The organism is Aquabacterium humicola, assembly GCF_030167915.1.
Classification (GTDB): domain Bacteria; phylum Pseudomonadota; class Gammaproteobacteria; order Burkholderiales; family Burkholderiaceae_C; genus Pseudaquabacterium; species Pseudaquabacterium humicola.
On sequence record NZ_JARGNB010000006.1, the window covers coordinates 216,266 to 232,070 of the forward strand.

At 71.1% G+C, this 15,805-nt stretch carries 19 protein-coding genes; 14 read left to right on the forward strand and 5 right to left on the reverse strand.

Annotated elements, in window-relative coordinates:
- Positions 1–10: 10 nt before the first annotated feature.
- Genes P1K89_RS24220 through P1K89_RS24250 form a run of 7 tightly spaced genes read left to right on the forward strand, consistent with a single transcriptional unit; the run spans position 11 to position 5,591 of the window.
- Positions 11–1,240 carry an acetyl-CoA C-acyltransferase gene (locus P1K89_RS24220; RefSeq protein ID WP_284619087.1) on the forward strand — a complete coding sequence of 410 codons (1,230 nt, stop codon included), beginning with the start codon at positions 11–13 and terminating at the stop codon, positions 1,238–1,240.
- Positions 1,241–1,244: 4 nt separating this feature from the next.
- Entirely contained in the window at positions 1,245–1,775 is a 531-nt protein-coding gene (locus P1K89_RS24225) for a DUF1569 domain-containing protein (RefSeq protein WP_284619088.1), read from the forward strand.
- Between the two features lie 22 nt (positions 1,776–1,797).
- A complete protein-coding gene (locus tag P1K89_RS24230) occupies positions 1,798–2,658 on the forward strand; it encodes an alpha/beta hydrolase family protein (RefSeq protein ID WP_284619089.1) in 861 nt (286 codons plus the stop codon).
- Between the two features lie 21 nt (positions 2,659–2,679).
- Positions 2,680–3,447, forward strand: a complete 768-nt coding sequence (locus P1K89_RS24235; RefSeq protein ID WP_284619090.1) for an enoyl-CoA hydratase — start codon at positions 2,680–2,682, stop codon at positions 3,445–3,447.
- Positions 3,448–3,467: 20 nt separating this feature from the next.
- Positions 3,468–4,199, forward strand: a complete 732-nt coding sequence (locus tag P1K89_RS24240; protein ID WP_284619091.1) for an SGNH/GDSL hydrolase family protein — start codon at positions 3,468–3,470, stop codon at positions 4,197–4,199.
- Positions 4,200–4,210: 11 nt separating this feature from the next.
- Positions 4,211–5,053: an SDR family oxidoreductase gene (locus P1K89_RS24245; RefSeq protein WP_284619092.1), complete on the forward strand. Its 843-nt coding sequence runs from the start codon at positions 4,211–4,213 to the stop codon at positions 5,051–5,053.
- 10 nt (positions 5,054–5,063) lie between these two features.
- Positions 5,064–5,591, forward strand: a complete 528-nt coding sequence (locus tag P1K89_RS24250; protein WP_284619093.1) for a DUF2799 domain-containing protein — start codon at positions 5,064–5,066, stop codon at positions 5,589–5,591.
- Between the two features lie 5 nt (positions 5,592–5,596).
- Here the strand turns inward: P1K89_RS24250 and P1K89_RS24255 are convergent, their stop codons facing one another.
- Both P1K89_RS24255 and P1K89_RS24260 read right to left on the reverse strand, forming a co-directional pair.
- Positions 5,597–6,271, reverse strand: coding sequence for a flavodoxin family protein (locus P1K89_RS24255; protein ID WP_284619094.1), 675 nt, complete (start codon positions 6,269–6,271; stop codon positions 5,597–5,599).
- A complete protein-coding gene (locus P1K89_RS24260; RefSeq protein WP_284619095.1) occupies positions 6,256–7,164 on the reverse strand; it encodes a MaoC family dehydratase in 909 nt (302 codons plus the stop codon). Before P1K89_RS24260 ends, P1K89_RS24255 begins: the two co-directional genes overlap by 16 nt.
- 90 nt (positions 7,165–7,254) lie before the next feature.
- Between P1K89_RS24260 and P1K89_RS24265 the strand changes: the two genes are divergently transcribed.
- Positions 7,255–8,208, forward strand: a complete 954-nt coding sequence (locus tag P1K89_RS24265; RefSeq protein ID WP_284619096.1) for a LysR family transcriptional regulator — start codon at positions 7,255–7,257, stop codon at positions 8,206–8,208.
- A 47-nt stretch (positions 8,209–8,255) separates the two neighbouring features.
- Here the strand turns inward: P1K89_RS24265 and P1K89_RS24270 are convergent, their stop codons facing one another.
- From P1K89_RS24270 to P1K89_RS24280, 3 genes are all read right to left on the reverse strand, one after another.
- On the reverse strand, positions 8,256–8,666 hold the full coding sequence (locus P1K89_RS24270; RefSeq protein WP_284619097.1) for an Rrf2 family transcriptional regulator: 411 nt from the start codon (positions 8,664–8,666) through the stop codon (positions 8,256–8,258).
- Positions 8,667–8,676: 10 nt separating this feature from the next.
- Positions 8,677–9,165 (reverse strand): GNAT family N-acetyltransferase, encoded by a 489-nt coding sequence (locus P1K89_RS24275; RefSeq protein WP_284619098.1) that lies wholly within the window; start codon positions 9,163–9,165, stop codon positions 8,677–8,679.
- A 104-nt stretch (positions 9,166–9,269) separates the two neighbouring features.
- Positions 9,270–10,511, reverse strand: a complete 1,242-nt coding sequence (locus P1K89_RS24280) for a carbohydrate porin (RefSeq protein ID WP_284619099.1) — start codon at positions 10,509–10,511, stop codon at positions 9,270–9,272.
- Positions 10,512–10,794: 283 nt separating this feature from the next.
- Between P1K89_RS24280 and P1K89_RS24285 the strand changes: the two genes are divergently transcribed.
- The 6 genes from P1K89_RS24285 to P1K89_RS24310 are packed head-to-tail and all read left to right on the forward strand — an operon-like array spanning position 10,795 to position 15,788.
- Positions 10,795–11,943 (forward strand): ABC transporter substrate-binding protein, encoded by a 1,149-nt coding sequence (locus tag P1K89_RS24285; protein WP_284619100.1) that lies wholly within the window; start codon positions 10,795–10,797, stop codon positions 11,941–11,943.
- A 36-nt stretch (positions 11,944–11,979) separates the two neighbouring features.
- Entirely contained in the window at positions 11,980–12,855 is an 876-nt protein-coding gene (locus tag P1K89_RS24290) for a branched-chain amino acid ABC transporter permease (protein ID WP_284619101.1), read from the forward strand.
- Complete coding sequence (locus tag P1K89_RS24295) at positions 12,830–13,825, forward strand: branched-chain amino acid ABC transporter permease (RefSeq protein ID WP_284619102.1); 996 nt, start codon at positions 12,830–12,832, stop codon at positions 13,823–13,825. The genes P1K89_RS24290 and P1K89_RS24295 overlap by 26 nt, the downstream gene beginning before the upstream one ends.
- Entirely contained in the window at positions 13,822–14,616 is a 795-nt protein-coding gene (locus tag P1K89_RS24300) for an ABC transporter ATP-binding protein (RefSeq protein ID WP_284619103.1), read from the forward strand. The genes P1K89_RS24295 and P1K89_RS24300 overlap by 4 nt, the downstream gene beginning before the upstream one ends.
- An 11-nt stretch (positions 14,617–14,627) precedes the next feature.
- The gene (locus P1K89_RS24305) at positions 14,628–15,320 is read left to right on the forward strand and encodes an ABC transporter ATP-binding protein (RefSeq protein WP_284619104.1); all 693 of its coding nucleotides are present in this window, start codon (positions 14,628–14,630) and stop codon (positions 15,318–15,320) included.
- 21 nt (positions 15,321–15,341) lie between these two features.
- The gene (locus P1K89_RS24310) at positions 15,342–15,788 is read left to right on the forward strand and encodes a thioesterase family protein (RefSeq protein ID WP_284619105.1); all 447 of its coding nucleotides are present in this window, start codon (positions 15,342–15,344) and stop codon (positions 15,786–15,788) included.
- Positions 15,789–15,805 lie beyond the last annotated feature (17 nt).

Below are 15,805 nucleotides of genomic sequence, written 5' to 3' on the forward strand. Positions count from 1 at the left end.
AGCAAGAGACATGAGCAAGCAGATTCAAGACGCCTACATCGTCGCCGCCGCCCGCACGCCGATCGGCCGCTCGCACCGCGGTTTCTTCCGCAACACCCGTCCGGACGACCTGCTGGTCGCGGCGATCCAGGGCGCGCTGCGCCAGGTGCCCTCGCTGGACCCGAAGGCGATCGAGGACGCGATCGTCGGCTGCGCGATGCCCGAGGGCGAGCAGGGCCTGAACGTGGCGCGTGTCGCCGCGCTGCTGGCCGGCCTGCCGAATTCGGTCGGCGGCATCACCGTCAACCGCTTCTGTGCCTCCGGCCTGTCGGCCGTGCAGATGGCGGCTGACCGCATCCGCGTCGGCGAGGCCGACGTGATGATCGCCGGCGGCGCCGAGAGCATGAGCATGGTGCCGATGAGCGGCAACAAGCCCTCGTTCAACCCGGCCGTGTTCGCCAAGGACGAGAACGTCGGCATCGCCTACGGCATGGGCCTGACGGCCGAGAAGGTCGCGCAGCAGTGGAAGGTCAGCCGCGAGGCGCAGGACGCCTTCGCGCTGCAGTCGCACCTGAAGGCGATCAAGGCGCAGCAGGCCGGCGAATTCACCGACGAGATCGTGCCGGTCGACGTGCTCGAGCGCCTGCCGAACCTCGCCACCGGCGAGGTCGACATCAAGACGCGCACCGTGGCGCTCGACGAAGGCCCGCGCGGCGACACCACGCTGGAAGCGCTGGCCAAGCTGAAGACCGTCTTCGCGTCGGCCAAGACCCCGGGCGGCCAGCCCACCGGCCTCGGCTCGGTCACCGCCGGCAACAGCTCGCAGACCAGCGACGGCGCCGGCTGCCTGATCCTGGCCAGCGAGAAGGCCGTCAAGCAGTTCGACCTGAAGCCGCTGGCGCGCTTCGTCAGCTTCGCGTCGCGCGGCGTGCCGCCGGAGATCATGGGCATCGGCCCGATCGAGGCGATTCCCGCGGCGCTGAAGTACGCGAACCTGAAGCTCGAGGACATGGGCTGGATCGAGCTGAACGAGGCCTTCGCGGCGCAGGCGCTGGCGGTGATCAACACCGTGGGTCTGAACCCGGACGTCGTCAACCCGATGGGCGGCGCGATCGCGCTGGGCCACCCGCTGGGCGCCACCGGGGCGATCCGCGCGGCCACCGTCGTGCATGCGCTGCGCCGCCACAACCACAAGTACGGCATGGTGACGATGTGCGTCGGCACGGGGCAGGGCGCCGCCGGCATCTTCGAGCGCGTCTGATCCGATGCTGCGCCGGCGACACCTGATCGTTGCCGGCGTGGCCGGCAGTGCGCTGCCGTTGTCCGGTTGCAGCGAGACACCGCCGCAGCTCTTCGCCTCGATTGCCGCGGCGCGGGATGCGGTGGCGGCGCTGCCGAAGCGAACAGGCGCGCGCAGCACCGGCGCCTGGGGCCTGCCCCAGGTGCTGCAGCATGCGGCGCAGAGCATCGAGTACTCGATCGACGGCTACCCGGCCATGAAGTCGGTGCTGTTCCAGGGCACCGTCGGTGCGGCGGCGTGGCGCGTCTTCAGCGCGCGCGGCCGCATGAACCATTCGCTGGACGAGCCGATCCCCGGCGCGCCGGCGTTGGACACGTCCCTGACGCTCGAGGCCGCTGCCACGCGCCTGCTGGCCGCCTTCGAGCGCTTCGACAAGCACACCGGCGCGCTTCGGCCGCACTTCGCCTATGGCGCGCTCGACAAGGCTGCCTACACCCGCGCTCACCTGATGCACCTGGCCAACCACTGGTCCGAGGTGTCCTTCGCCACCGCCTGATCCGCCAACAGGAGTTGAAGCGATGCAGTCGATCACCATCACCACGGCCGACGGCTTCGCGCTCGCCGGCACCGTCTACGGCGACCCCGCCACCGCGCGCGCGGCCCTGCTGATCGCGCCGGCGATGGGCGTCGCGCAGAACTACTACGCGTCCTTTGCGCGTTGGCTGGTTGGGCAGGGCCTCGTCGTGCTGAGCTTCGACTACCGCGGCATGGGCCAGTCCCGCCCGTCCGAACACGCGCGCTCGCTGCGCGGCTTCGAGGCCGACATCCACACCTGGGCCGAGCAGGACGCCGCGGCCGCGCTGGCGGCGCTCGACGGCCTGGTGCCGGCGGCTACGCCGATCCACTGGCTCGGCCACAGCCTGGGCGGCCAGATCTTCGGGCTGGTGCCCAACCGCGCGCGCGTCGATCGCCTGGTCACCGTCGGCTGCGGCTCGGGCTATTGGCTCGAGAACGCGCCGCCGCTCAAGCGCATGGTCTGGTGGCTGTGGTTCGTGATCGTGCCGGTGGTGCTGCCGCTGGCCGGCTACTTCCCGGGGCGGCGGCTGAAGAAGGTCGGCGACCTGCCGGCCGGCGTGATCGCGCAATGGCGCCGCTGGTGCCTGGATCGTGACTACATGATGGGCGAAGGCGGCCCCGAGCTGCGCGAGCAGTACGCCCGCGTGCCGACGCCGATCCTCTCCTTGAGCTTCACCGACGACGAGTTCATGTCGGCGCGCAACATCGAGTCGCTGCACGGCTTCTATGCCGGCGCACCGCGCACGATGCGCCGCATCGCGCCGGCCGAAGTCGGCGAGCGCCGCATCGGCCACTTCGGCTTCTTCCGCCCGCAATTCCAGGCGTCGCTGTGGCCGCACGTGAGCGGCTTCCTGGCCACCTGAACGATCCAACGAGGAGACACCATGACGGACCACATCAAGACCGCGACGATCAACGGCGTGCTGACGATCGAGATCGCGCGGCCGGAGAAGAAGAACGCGCTGACGCAGGCGATGTACCAGGCGATGGCCGACGCGATCAACGGTGCGGCCCAGGACAACGCGGTGCGCGCGCTGCTGATCACCGGGCAGCCCGGCATCTTCACCTCGGGCAACGACCTCGAGGACTTCATGCAGCGTCCGCCGCAGGGCGCCGACTCGCCGGTGTTCCGCTTCATGCAGGCGCTGGTGGCCTGCGACAAGCCGGTCATCGCCGCGGTGACCGGCGGCGCGGTCGGCATCGGCACGACGCTGCTGCTGCATTGCGACTTCGTCTACGTCAGCGACGAGGCGCGCCTGGCGATGCCCTTCGTCAGCCTGGGCCTGGTGCCGGAGTACGCGTCCAGCCTGGTGCTGCCGGCACTGATGGGCCATGTGCGCGCGGCCGAGAAGCTGCTGCTCGGCGAACCCTTCACCGGCGCCACGGCGGTCGAGTGCGGCATCGCCAACGCGGTGCTGCCGGCCGCCGAAGTGGTGCCGCATGCGCGTCGCATGGCCGAGCGCTTCAACGCGCTGCCGCCCGGCGCCGTGCGCGACACCAAGAAGCTGATGCGCGCGCCGCAGCGCGAGGCCATCCTGAAGACCATCGCCACCGAGGGCGAGATCTTCGGCGCACGGCTGCGCAGCCCCGAGGCGATGGAAGCCTTCCAGGCCTTCTTCCAGAAGCGCAAGCCGGACTTCTCGAAGTTCTGATCGCGTCCGCCACAGGTCCGATGTCGCTGGCGCTGAAGCTCGCGCTGTCGCCGCTGCTGCTGACGCAGGCGGTGCTGACGCGCCGGCGCCTGCCGAGGCTGCCCGAGGCCGACGGCCCGCGCCGGGGCAGTGTCGGCCGCGGGCGCGTGCTGTCGCTGCTGGTGGTCGGCGATTCGTCGGCCGCCGGCGTCGGCGTCGACACGCAGGACGACGCGCTGGCGCTGCAGTTGGCGACCGCGCTGGCGGGGCAGGGCGGCCGGCGCGTGCGCTGGCAGCTCTGCGCGCGCTCGGGCGTCACGACGGCCCAGGCGCTGGACCTGCTGCGCGAGGACGCGCCGAGCCCGGCCGCGGTCGCGGTGCTGGTGACCGGCGTCAACGACGTGATCGACCAGGTGCCGACGGCGCGCGCCGTCGCCGCCCGCGAGACGCTGCACCGCACGCTGCGCCACGATCATGGCGTGCGCCACCTCGTGCTGACGCCGGTGCCGCCGATGCAGCGCTTCGCCGGGCTGCCGCAGCCGCTGCGCTGGATTGCCGGGCGCGACGCCGCGGCGCATGATCGCGCGATGGCGGCCTGGGCGGCCGGCCGCGACGACGTCAGCCACCTGCCGTTCGACCTGCCGCTGGACGGCCCGCTGCTGGCGCGCGACGGCTTCCATCCCGGCCCGCAGGTGTACCGGGCCTGGGCGCAGACGCTGGCCGATCACATCAGCCGGCAGGTGCTGCCGCGCATCGAACGCACCAACCACTGAGGAGACATGCCATGACACAGGAACGCACGCTGAAGGGCCAGACGCTGTTCATCACCGGCGCATCGCGCGGCATCGGCCTGGCCATCGCGAAGCGCGCCGCGCAGGACGGCGCGAACATCGTGCTGGTCGCCAAGACCACCGAGCCGAACCCCAAGCTGCCCGGCACGCTGTACAGCGCCGCGGAAGAGATCCAGGCCGCCGGCGGCCAGGCGCTGCCGGTGCAGACCGACATCCGCGACGAGGAGGCGGTGGCCCGTGCGGTGGCCGCGGGCATCGAGCGCTTCGGTGGCATCGATATCCTGGTGAACAACGCCAGCGCGATCAACCTGACGCCGACGGCCGCCACGCCGATGAAGCGCTTCGACCTGATGATGGGTGTCAATGCGCGCGGCACCTACTGCTGCACGCAGGCCGCGCTGCCGGCGCTGATCAAGTCGGCGCAGGCCGGCCGCAACCCGCACGTGCTGAACATGTCGCCGCCGCTGTCGATGAAGGACCACTGGTTCGCGCCGCATGTCGCGTACACGATGGCCAAGTACGGCATGAGCATGTGCACGCTGGGCCATGCGCGCGAGTTCAGGAAGCACGGCATCGGCGTCAACAGCCTGTGGCCGCGCACGGCGATCGCCACCGCCGCGCTGCAGATGATTCCCGGCGTCGACACCAACAAGTGCCGCGTGCCGGAGATCCTGTCCGACGCCGCGTACTTCATCCTCACGAGCGACGCGAAGGCCACCAGCGGCAACTTCTTCATCGACGACGAGCTGCTGGCGCAGCACGGCATCACCGACCTCGACAAGTACGCGGTCGTGCCGGGCACGACCGACTTCATCCCCGACTTCTTCATCGACTGAAAGCCGTTCGATGCGCGCCGCCTTCGCGATCGCCTTCGGCACGCTGGTTCTCTCGGGCTGCGCCACGCTGTCCGAGAAGGAATGCCGCAACGCGAACTGGCAGAGCATCGGCCAGCGCGACGGTGCGTCCGGCTACACGATGAGCCGCCTCGACGAACATGCGAAAGCCTGCCGCGAGGTCGGCGTGGTGCCCGATCCCGCGGCCTGGGCACGCGGCCGCGAGCAGGGGCTGCTGCAGTACTGCCAGCCGGCCGTCGGCCGCACGAAAGGGGCGGAGGGTGCGAGCTACTACAACGTCTGCAGCGGCCCGGCCGAAGTCGGTTTCCTGCGCGGCTACCAGGTCGGCAAGCAGATCCACGACCTGAAGAAGCTGCAGGACAGCAACCGCCGCCAGCGCAAGGAGCTGACCGACGCGCTGGCGAAGAAGGACATCAAGGAAGACGAGAGCAAGCGCATCCGGCGCGAGCTGGAGCGGCTGGACAACGACGACCGGCGGCTGCAGCGGCTGGTCGAGCAGGCGTACCAGATCCCCCTCTAGAGCGTTCAGGCGGCCCGGAGGCGGGCTGCCCGCAGCGCCGCCGCCGTGGCCAGGTCATCCACCCGCTCGGTCACGTGCGTGCCCTCGCCGCGCCAGTGGCGCACGATGCTGGCGAATCGTTCTCCGTAGCGCTCGCCGGTGCGCAGGTCGCTGGCCGGTATGGACTGCTCGAGCGGCAGATCGGTGATCGCCTGGCTCATCGGGCCCAGGAAGGCACCGAGCCGGTTGTTGTCGTCCGCGCTTCCCCCGCTCCAGTTGGCGCCGGGGTGGTCGCCCATCGGCACCCACATCATCCCCATCTGCGCGGCGAATACGAGCAATTGGATCTGGGTATTGGTCTTGTCGCCATTGAGCGAGGCCGAGTTGGTGAAGCCCCCCGCGAACTTGTCCTTCCAGCCTTGTGCCGCCCAGGGCACGAAGGCGCCTTCCATGAAGGCCTTGAAGGGTGCGCTGACCATGCCCATCAGCGTGGGACAGCCGAAGACGACGCCATCGGCGGCCATGATCGCGGCGCTGATCGTGTCGTCGCGCCAGCGGCCGTTGGCGCCGATCTGGGTCGCGGTGATGCGGTGCGTCGCCACGTCGACGTGTTCCAGCCGTGCCGCGCCGCGGTGCACGGCCTGCGCCAGCAAGGCGGTGTGGTTGCTGCCGGAGTGGTAGACGATCACGATGCGGGCCATGCGCGGTTCCTTCGAAGTTGGGGCATCAGCGAGCCGGTGAGATGCGGCTTGCCGCTGCGGGAATCGGCCAGGCCAAAGGCCGTGCCGCCCCCGGCCTGCCGCTCGACACTGAAGTCGACCTGTGCCGGCAGCAGCACGGGCGACTTGAATTGCACGTCGACGCTGAAGGCATCGGGAAGGCTGTGCTCGAGCGCCGCGAGGCAACGCGCCTTGGTCCACATGCCGTGGGCGATGGCACGCGGAAATCCGAACAGCCTGGCCGTGATCGGGTAGAGATGAATCGGGTTGTGGTCGCCCGAGGCACTGGCATATCGGCGTCCGGTATCGGCGGGAACCGTCCATTGCTCGGCGGCGTGCGCCGCGGGCGCATCGGCGCCACGCGCCGCGGGCGCATCGGCGCCGCGCGCCGCCTTGGCCGGGCTGCCACTGCCCTGTCGACGCAAGGTGCTGCTCACCGACTCCCAGACCACTTCGTCGGCCACGCTGAGCGTGACGAGGGTGTCGAACTGCAAGCCCTTGTCGTGGGGTCGCAGGTTGGCCGCCCTGACGCTCAAGGTGAGCGGCTCGGCGAGGCCGATGGGCCGATGCTGCCGAATCCTGTTCTGCAGATGCACCACGCCGATGATCGGGAACGGGAACGCCGCATCGGTGAGGATTTCCATCTGCAAGGGAAAGGCCAGCACGAAGGGATACGTCGGCGACAGCATGTCCGCACGGCGGAAGCCGCAGGCCTGGTTGTAGGCAGCGAGGTGCGCGTGGTCGACGGTGACGTGGCGCCTCACCAGTTCCAGTTCGGGCAAGGTGCCTTCGGTGCGCCTTGCAAAGGCACCGAGCAGGGCGCGCGTCAGAAGGGTGGTCGACCGTGCCGGCGCGGCGACTTCTCGAACGGTCATGTGCGGGGTGTCCTTTCGTCGCGGGCCGCGTGGGGGTTGGGGCATGGGCGGGATCGGCCCACGCCGGGAGCGGACTCTACAATTCCGTCCATGCAATCGAAATGCGCACCCGTGGAATCAACGATTGCATCGGCGCAATACAGGGTGTCGACCGACGAGCTGGTCACGCTGCTGTCCCTGGCACGCTCGCGCACGCTGGCGCAAGCCGCCCTGCAATGCGGCGTGGCCGCCTCGACGGTCTTCCGTACCGTCCAGCGGATGGAGCAGGGGCTCGGGCGGCGACTCTTCGAGCGTTCCAGGGCAGGCTACCGGCCCACGGAGCTGGGCGAGCAGCTGTGCCGGCACGCGCTGGCCATCGAGGAAGCGCTGCAGGCCGCGCACGGCGCTTGCGCCCTGACCGACAGCGAGGTGTCCGGCGTCGTGCGCATCAGCGCGGTCGACGCGGTCCTGCACCGGTTCGTGGTCCCGGCGCTCGGTTCCATGCTGGCGGCCCACCCGATGCTGCGCGTCGAGCTGCAGGGGTCCAATGCACTTCGCAGCCTGACCCACCGCGATGCGGACATCGCGCTGCGTTCGACGGACCGCCCACCCGAACACCTGGTGGGCAAGCGCCTGGGCGCGATGCACTTCGCGGTCTACGCCGGGCGAGGCTTGAAGCGCGGCCAGCGCGGGGCCCTGTCCTTGCCGCAGCTGGCGGCCATGCCCTGGATCGGCATCGACGAGGCCATGCCCGACCACCCCGGCGTCGCCTGGCGCAAGCGCATGCTGCCGAAGGTGCAGCCGGTGCTGCAGGTCAACAGCATGGTCACGGCAGTCCAGGCGATCGAGGCCGGACTCGGCGTCGGCGTGGTGGCCCTGTTCCATGCCGCGCAGCGCAAGGCGCTGGTGCAAGTCAGCCCGACCCTGGACCATTGCGAAATCGGCCTGTGGTTGTTGACCCATCCGGAGTCGCGCCACTTGCGGCGAATCGCCGCGGTGGCCGGCCGGATCGAGCAGCACAGCTTGTCCGTCGGGGTGGATGGGCAGCGCGATCCGCCCCCTTAGCGCTGCTGGCCCCAGGCTTCCCCGGCGCCGTTGAAGTCGCGCTGCGCTCAGCCCCGCGCTGCGCGCGCGACCATCTTCAACATCGTCGCGATCGTCACCGATCCGAACGTGGCCTGCGAGATCTGGTCGATCTCGGCCAGCACGCCGGCCAGCGCCAGCTGCACCGGCGTGCTGCTGCCGGCGGCCGCCGGCGACTCGGGGTCCAGGTTCTCGAAGAGGCGGATCACGTCCAGCAGCGTCAGCCGGCGCGCGTTGCCGACGAAGCGGTAGCCGCCACCGACGCCGCGCACCGAGTCGACGAGGCCGGCGCGTGCGAGGTCGGACATCACCTTCGCCAGGTGGTGCGCGGATTCGCCGTACGTCTCCGCCACCTCGATCGCCGAGACGAACTGCCCCGGCCGCGCCGCGAGCTCCAGCACGCTGTAGAGCGCCAGGCGGGTGTTCTTCTGCAGTTTCATGCGGCCGTCCTCAGGCGCCCGGGCCGATCGGCAGTTCCAGCGGCAGCAGCTTGCCCGCCGTCATGCCCTGGCTGCGGAAGAACGACAGGATCAGCGTGTTGTCGACGTGCAGCATCGTGCGCAGCATGTCGACGCCGACGTGCTCGAAACATTCGCGCAGCGCCGCCAGCAGCTTCGCGCCCAGGCCGTGCTCGCGCCAGCGCGGGTCGACGTCGATCGCGAACAGCCAGCCGCAGGGCGGGGAGCCGAACTCCCAGTCGCGCACCTCGCCGATGACGAAGCCGGCGACCTCGCCGTCGCAGGTGGCCACCAGGAAGTGCCGCAGGCCTTCGCCGGCCTGGCCGTAGCGGCGGTAGATGCGCTGCCAGTAGTCGGCCTTGTGCAGCCCGGTGACGGTGGCATCCAGCGCGATCACCGCCGGCAGGTCGGCGCGGCGCACCGGGCGCACCTTGACCACCGTCTCGCGGTCCGGCGCCGCCCGCCTGGCGTTCCCTCGCATCGACGTCTCCTCGAGCCTGTGCGGAGCGGATTCTAAAGTTGTATTCCAGTACCGGAATGGGTCTGGGCGGATCGATCGACGGCCCGCCGCCCTGTGCGCAGCGCTCACCAAGCCAGCTTCGCACGCAGGCCGATCACGGTGAAGCCCGGCGCGCCGGCCTGGGCGGCCGCGCGGCCGATCCACTGCAGGTCCGGAGACAGCTCGATCCGATCGGTGACGTGCCAGCGGTAGTACAGCTCGGCGATGCGCTCGGCGCGGAGGGCGTGCTGGCCTGCAAAGGACGCGTCCGAGGCGGCGCTGCGCCCGGCCGAGCCCGCGGGCAGCCAGGCCAGCGCGACGCCGAAGCCATCGGCCGGGCGGCGCCACGCCTCGCCGCTGATCTCGGCGCCGAGCGTCGTCGCGCGGTCGAAGGCACCGTGGCCGGTGGTGCGGCGCCCGTGGCGGCCGAACAGCCGCACCGAGTCGCTCAACGCCTGGTCCACCGAGACGCCCCAGCCGCGGTGCCTGCGCGTGCTGCCATCGGCTTCGGTGGCCTCCCCGTTGTGCCAGGCGTAGAAGCGCCAGTGCCCCTGCAGCGTGCGCCACGGGAACCAGATGGTCTCCAACTGCCCGATCACGAAGGCGCGTCCGGGCAAGCCGGAGAAGCGGGCGGCCGTGCCGGCGCCGAAGACGCCCAGCGACGCGCCCCAGGCCGGACCCGCATCGGCCCCTCTCCGATACGCCAGGCGCAGTCCGGGCGCGAATCCGTAGGCATCGGCACCCACGTCGCCGCCCGAGTCGAGCAGCGGGTTGTGCACGAACACGTTGTTGACGAAGCGGGTGGATTCGTCGTCGGCCGCGGCGTTCTGGTCGAAGAAGACGAAGGGGTCGAGCTTGCCCACGGTGAGCTCGAGGCGGCGACCGGCGGGTTGCTCGGCGCCACCCGGCGACAGCGGCAGCGTGAGCTGGTACCACGCCTGGGCCAGCACGGCGAAGGACGAGTGCGCGCCATCGTCGCCGGAGAACTCGAAGGCGGTGCTGTTGGCGCTGCTGGTGAAGGTCGGCCGCAGGGCCACGCCCTGGCCGCGGCCGAAGCGCAGGTGGGCGAAGAGCTGCCCCTCGGCCTCACCCGGTGCGGCGGCCGGCAGCGTGAGCGTCAGGTCGCCGCGGACGTTGGCGCGCGTGGCCGGGTGGCCGTCGGCGCTGCCGCCACCGCCTGCCCGCTGCACCATCGACGTGAGCGCGACGCTCACCGTGGGTCCGTCCGGCGCCTCCCCGGCGGGCGCGCTGTCGGCGATGGCGGGCGCGGCGGCCAGCGCGAGCAGCGCCGCCGCGGCGAGCGCCCTGGGTGGTGCGGATGCGGCCATGGTCAGTGTCTGCCTTTGTCCTGCGGACGGGTCCGTGCAGTGTTGACGACGGTGTCGGGCCGGTGCAAGGCGACTCCTCGGATGCAAACACGAATGCTTCGCAACGGTCAGGGGCTTCGATCGACTTCACCCTGCGCTGGCTCACCCGCGATGTTCGCCTAGGGTTCCCTCGCATCGCGAGTCTCTGCCGACCTAATCCAGATCAAACTTCAAAGCGGTATTCCAGTACCAGAATGGGTTTGATCGGGTCCCGTTGCGTTCCTTTGCCTACCAGGAGACGACCATGACCGTTCCTTGCCGCGCCCGCCGCTGGGCCCTGGCCACGATGCTCGCGCTGCCGCTGTGTGCCGCCTGGGCCGAGGAGCCGATCCGCGTCGGCGCCTTCCTGTCGGTCACCGGCCCGGCCGCCTTCCTCGGCGACCCGGAGCTGAAGACGCTGGAGATGCTGGTCGACAAGCTCAATGCCGACGGCGGCGTGCTCGGCCGCAAGCTGCAGCTGATCGCCTACGACGACGCCGGCGATGCCGAGAAGGCGCGCACCTTCGCCAAGCGGCTGCTGGAACAGGACAAGGTCGACCTGATCGTCGGCGGCTCGACCACCGGCACCACGATGGCCGCGGTGCCGCTGGCCGAGCAGGCCGGCGTGCCCTTCGTCTCGCTGGCCGGCGCGGTGGTGATCGTCGAGCCGGTCAAGCGCTGGGTGTTCAAGACGCCGCACACCGACCGCATGGCCTGCGACAAGATCTTCGTCGACATGAAGGCCCGCGGCTTCACGCGCGCGGCGCTGATCTCCGGCGGCGGCGGCTTCGACAAGTCGATGCGCGGCGAGTGCCTGAAGGTGGCGGGCAACCACGGCGTGCAGATCGTCGCCGACGAGACCTACGGCGCGGCCGACAACGACATGACCGCGCAGCTGACGAAGATCCGCGGCTCGGGTGCGCAGGCGGTGCTCAACGCCGGTTTCGGCCAGGGCCCGGCGATCGTCACGCGCAACCACCGCCAGCTCGGGCTGGCGCAGCCGCTGTACCAGTCGCACGGGGTCGCGTCGAAGGAATACATCAAGCTCTCGGGCGACGCCGCCGAGGGCGTGCGCCTGCCGGCCGCGGCGCTGCTGGTGGCCAACCTGCTGCCCGCGGGCGACCCGCAGAAGCCGGTCGTCACCGCCTACCGCGATGCCTACGAGACGCGCTACAAGAGCGAGGTCTCGACCTTCGGCGGCCATGCCTACGACGGCCTGATGCTCGCGGTGCAGGCGCTGAAGACCGCCGGCAGCGCCGACAAGGCGAAGGCGCGCGATGCGCTGGAGGCCACGCGCGGTTATGTCGGCACCGGCGGCATCGTCAACATGTCCGCGAACGACCACATGGGTCTGGACCTGAGCGCCTTCCGCATGCTGGAAGTGCGCAACGGCCAGTGGACGCTGGTCCGGTAGCGCCCGGACGACGGCTCCACCCGACAGCGCGACACCATGGGCGGCTCGTGGCTGCAATTCGTCGCCGGCGGCGTCACCGCCGGCTCGATCTACGCGCTGGTCGCGCTCGGCTTCTCGATCGTCTACGGCGCCAGCCACGCGATCAACTTCGCGCAGGGCGAGTTCGTGATGGCCGGCGGGCTGGGCGCGGTGTCGCTGCTCGCGCTGGGGCTGCCGCTGATCGTCGCGGTGCCGCTGGCGGTGGCCGGCGCGGCGCTGGCCGGCCTGCTGGTCGAGCGCTGCGCGATCGAGCCGGCCGGTGATGCCAGCGTGGTCACGCTGATCATCATCACGATCGGCGTCTCGCTGGTGCTGCGCGGGCTGGCGCAGGTGGTGTGGGGCAAGGGCCTGCACGTGCTGCCGGCCTTCACGGGCAGCGCGCCGATCACGTTCTTCGGCGCGTCCATCGTGCCGCAGAGCCTGTGGGTGCTGGGCGGCAGCGCGCTGGCGGTGGGTGCCCTCGGCTGGTTCTTCAACCGCACGCTGTTCGGCAAGGCGATGCGCGCAACCGCGCTGAACCCGCTGGCCGCGCGGCTGATGGGCATCGATACGCGGCTGGTGATGCGGGTCAGCTTCGCACTCGCCGCGATGCTGGGCGCGCTGGGCGGTGCGCTGACCGCGCCGATCACCTTCGCCTCCTACGACGTCGGCGTGATGCTCGGCCTGAAGGGCTTCGCCGCGGCGATCCTCGGCGGGCTGGGCAGCTTCGGCGGCGCGGTGGCCGGCGGGCTGCTGCTGGGCCTGCTCGAGAGCTTCAGCGCGGGTTTCATCTCGTCGGCCTACAAGGACGCGATCGCCTTCGTCGTGCTGCTGGCCGTGTTGTTCTTCCTGCCAAGGGGGCTGTTCGGTGCCGGCCATTCCGAACGCGTCTGAACGCGCCGCCCCGCGCGCCAGCGGCCGGCCGTCGCTGCGGCTGCCGTCGCGCCGCGCGGCGCTGGCCGGCTTCGCGCTGGCGCTGGCGCTGCTGCCCTTCGCGCTGCCGAACAGCTACTTCCACGAGCTGGCGATCACCGTCGCGTTGAACGCGATCGTCTGCATCGGCCTGAACCTGCTGATCGGCTACGCCGGACAGATCAGCCTCGGCCATGCGGCCTTCTATGCGCTGGGCGGCTACGGCAGTGCGCTGCTGGCCGCGCATGCCGGCTGGCCGCCGCTGCTGGCGATGCCGGCGTCGGTGGGCGCGGTCGGCGCACTGGCCTGGCTCGTCGGCCGGCCGACGCTGCGCTTCTCGGGCCACACGCTGGCCATGGGCACGCTGGGGCTGGGCGTCATCGTGTCGATCGTGCTGACGAACGAGGACCGCCTGACCGGCGGGCCCGATGGCATGGCCGTGCCGCCGCTGGGCTTCGGCAGCGTCGCGCTCGCCGGCGAGCACACCTGGTACGTGATCGTCGCGCTCGCGCTGTGGCTGGCGGTGTGGGGCGCGCTGAACCTGATCGAGTCGCCCACCGGCCGCGCGCTGCGGGCGCTGCACGGCTCGCCGATCGCCGCCGAGACGCTGGGCATCCCGGTCGCGCGCTACAAGCTGCGGGCCTTCGTGCTGTCCGCGGTGTTCGCCGCCGCCGCGGGCGCGCTGGCCGCGCACCACGCCGGCTTCATCACGCCGGCCAAGGCCTCGTTCCTGCACTCGGTCGAGCTGGTGATCATGGTGGTCTTCGGCGGCATGGCCTCGGTCGGCGGCGCGCTGCTCGGCGCGGTGGTGCTGACCCTGCTGCCGCAGCTGCTGACCGCCCTGAAGGACTACGAGATGGTCGCCTTCGGTGCCGTGCTGGTGGCGACGATGGTGTTCTTCCCGCGCGGCGTCGTGCCCACGCTGGCGCGCTGGCTGGGGGAACGACGATGAACCCGCTGCTGACGGTGCGGGGCCTGGGCAAGCGCTTCGGCGGCCTGCAGGTGCTCGACGGCGTGGGCTTCGACGCCGAGGCCGGCCGCGTGTTCTCGATCATCGGCCCGAACGGCGCCGGCAAGACCACGCTGCTGAACCTGCTGGCCGGCGTCTACCGGCCCGATGAAGGCCACATCACGCTCGGCGGCCAGGTGCTGAACGGCCCGTCGCCGCATCGCCATGCCGCCGCGGGCCTGGGACGCACGTTCCAGAACCTGCAGGTGTTCTTCAACATGAGCGCGCTCGACAACGTGATGACCGGGCGCCACCTGCACGAGCCGCAGGGCATGGCGGCGGCGATGTGGCGCGCGCCGTCGGTCCGGCGCGCCGAAACCGCGAGCCGCGCGCGGGCGGTCGCACTGCTGCAGCAGCTGGGCCTCGACGCCTGGCTCGACGCCCCCGCCGACGCGATGCCCTACGGCGCGCTGAAGCGCCTGGAGATCGCCCGCGCGCTGGCCGCCGAGCCGCGCCTGCTGCTGCTGGACGAGCCGGCCGCCGGCCTCAACGCCACCGAAGCGCAGGAGATCGGCGCGCTGGTGCGCCGCCTCGCGGCCGACGGCATGGCGGTGCTGCTGGTCGAGCACAACATGCGGCTGGTGATGTCGGCCTCCGACCGGGTGCTGGTGCTGGACCATGGCCGCAAGCTGGCCGAAGGCACGCCGCAGCAGGTGGCGGGCGATGCGCGCGTGATCGAGGCCTACCTCGGCGCGCAGCCGGCGGCCGAGGCCGAGGAGCCCAGCCATGCCTGAGGAGCGCGCTCATGCTTGAAGTGCGGGCACTCGGCAGCCGCTACGGCCGCATCCCGGCCCTGAGCGGCATCGACCTCGACGTGCGCGCCGGCGAGCTCGTCGCCGTGGTCGGCGCCAACGGCGCGGGCAAGACCACGCTGCTGCGCACGCTGTCGGGCGTGCAGCCGGCTTGCGGCGGCACGCTGCGCTTCGAGGGCCGCGACATCGGCCGCACGTCGCCGCGCGAGCGGGTGAAGCTGGGCATCGTGCAGGTGCCCGAGGGCCGGCAGCTCTTCGGCGCGCTGAGCGTCGAGGACAACCTGCTGCTCGGCGCCTTCGCGCGCGGCGCGGCATCGCGCATCGACGAGGTGTGGGCCCTGTTCCCCATCCTGCACGACAAGCGCGCGCAGCCGGCCGGCATGCTCTCCGGCGGGCAGCAGCAGATGCTGGCGATCGGCCGCGCGCTGATGGCCGAGCCGACGCTGCTGCTGCTCGACGAGCCCAGCATGGGCCTGGCGCCGAAGCTGGTGGCCGAGATCTTCGGCCACGTCGCTGCCCTGAAGCGCCGTGGCACGACGGTGCTGCTGGTCGACCAGAACGCGCAGGCCGCGCTGTCGATCGCCGATCGCGGCTACGTGATGGAGACCGGCCGCATCGTCGACGCCGGCCCCGCCCAGACGCTGCTGCGCGACCCCCGCGTGCGCGAGGCCTACCTCGGACTCTGAACTTCGCGAAGGAACGACACCATGAAGACCACGCTGCAAGCCGGACTCGCCGACACGGTCACGCTGACCGTCGACCGTGAGCGCACGATCGATTTCATGGGCGAGGCCGCGCGCGTCTACGCCACGCCGATGCTGGTGCGCGACATCGAGATCGCCTGCCGCGAGCTGCTGCTGAAGCACCTTGATCCGGGCGAGGACTCGGTGGGCACGCGGGTCGAGATCGACCACCTCGCCGCGACGCTGCTGGGCATGGCGGTGACGCTGGAGGTGCGCCTCGTCGGGCTCGACGGCCGCGCGGCGGTCTTCGAGATCGAAGGCCGCGATGCGGTCGAGCCGATCGTGCGCGGCCGCCACCACCGCTTCATCGTCGACACCGCGAAGACCGCGCAGCGGCTCGCGGGCAAGGCGCAGAAGGCCCGGCAGGCCCAGCAAGCCCAGCAGGCGCCCACCGCCGCCGGCGCGGCCTGAGCTGGCAGGAGCATCCA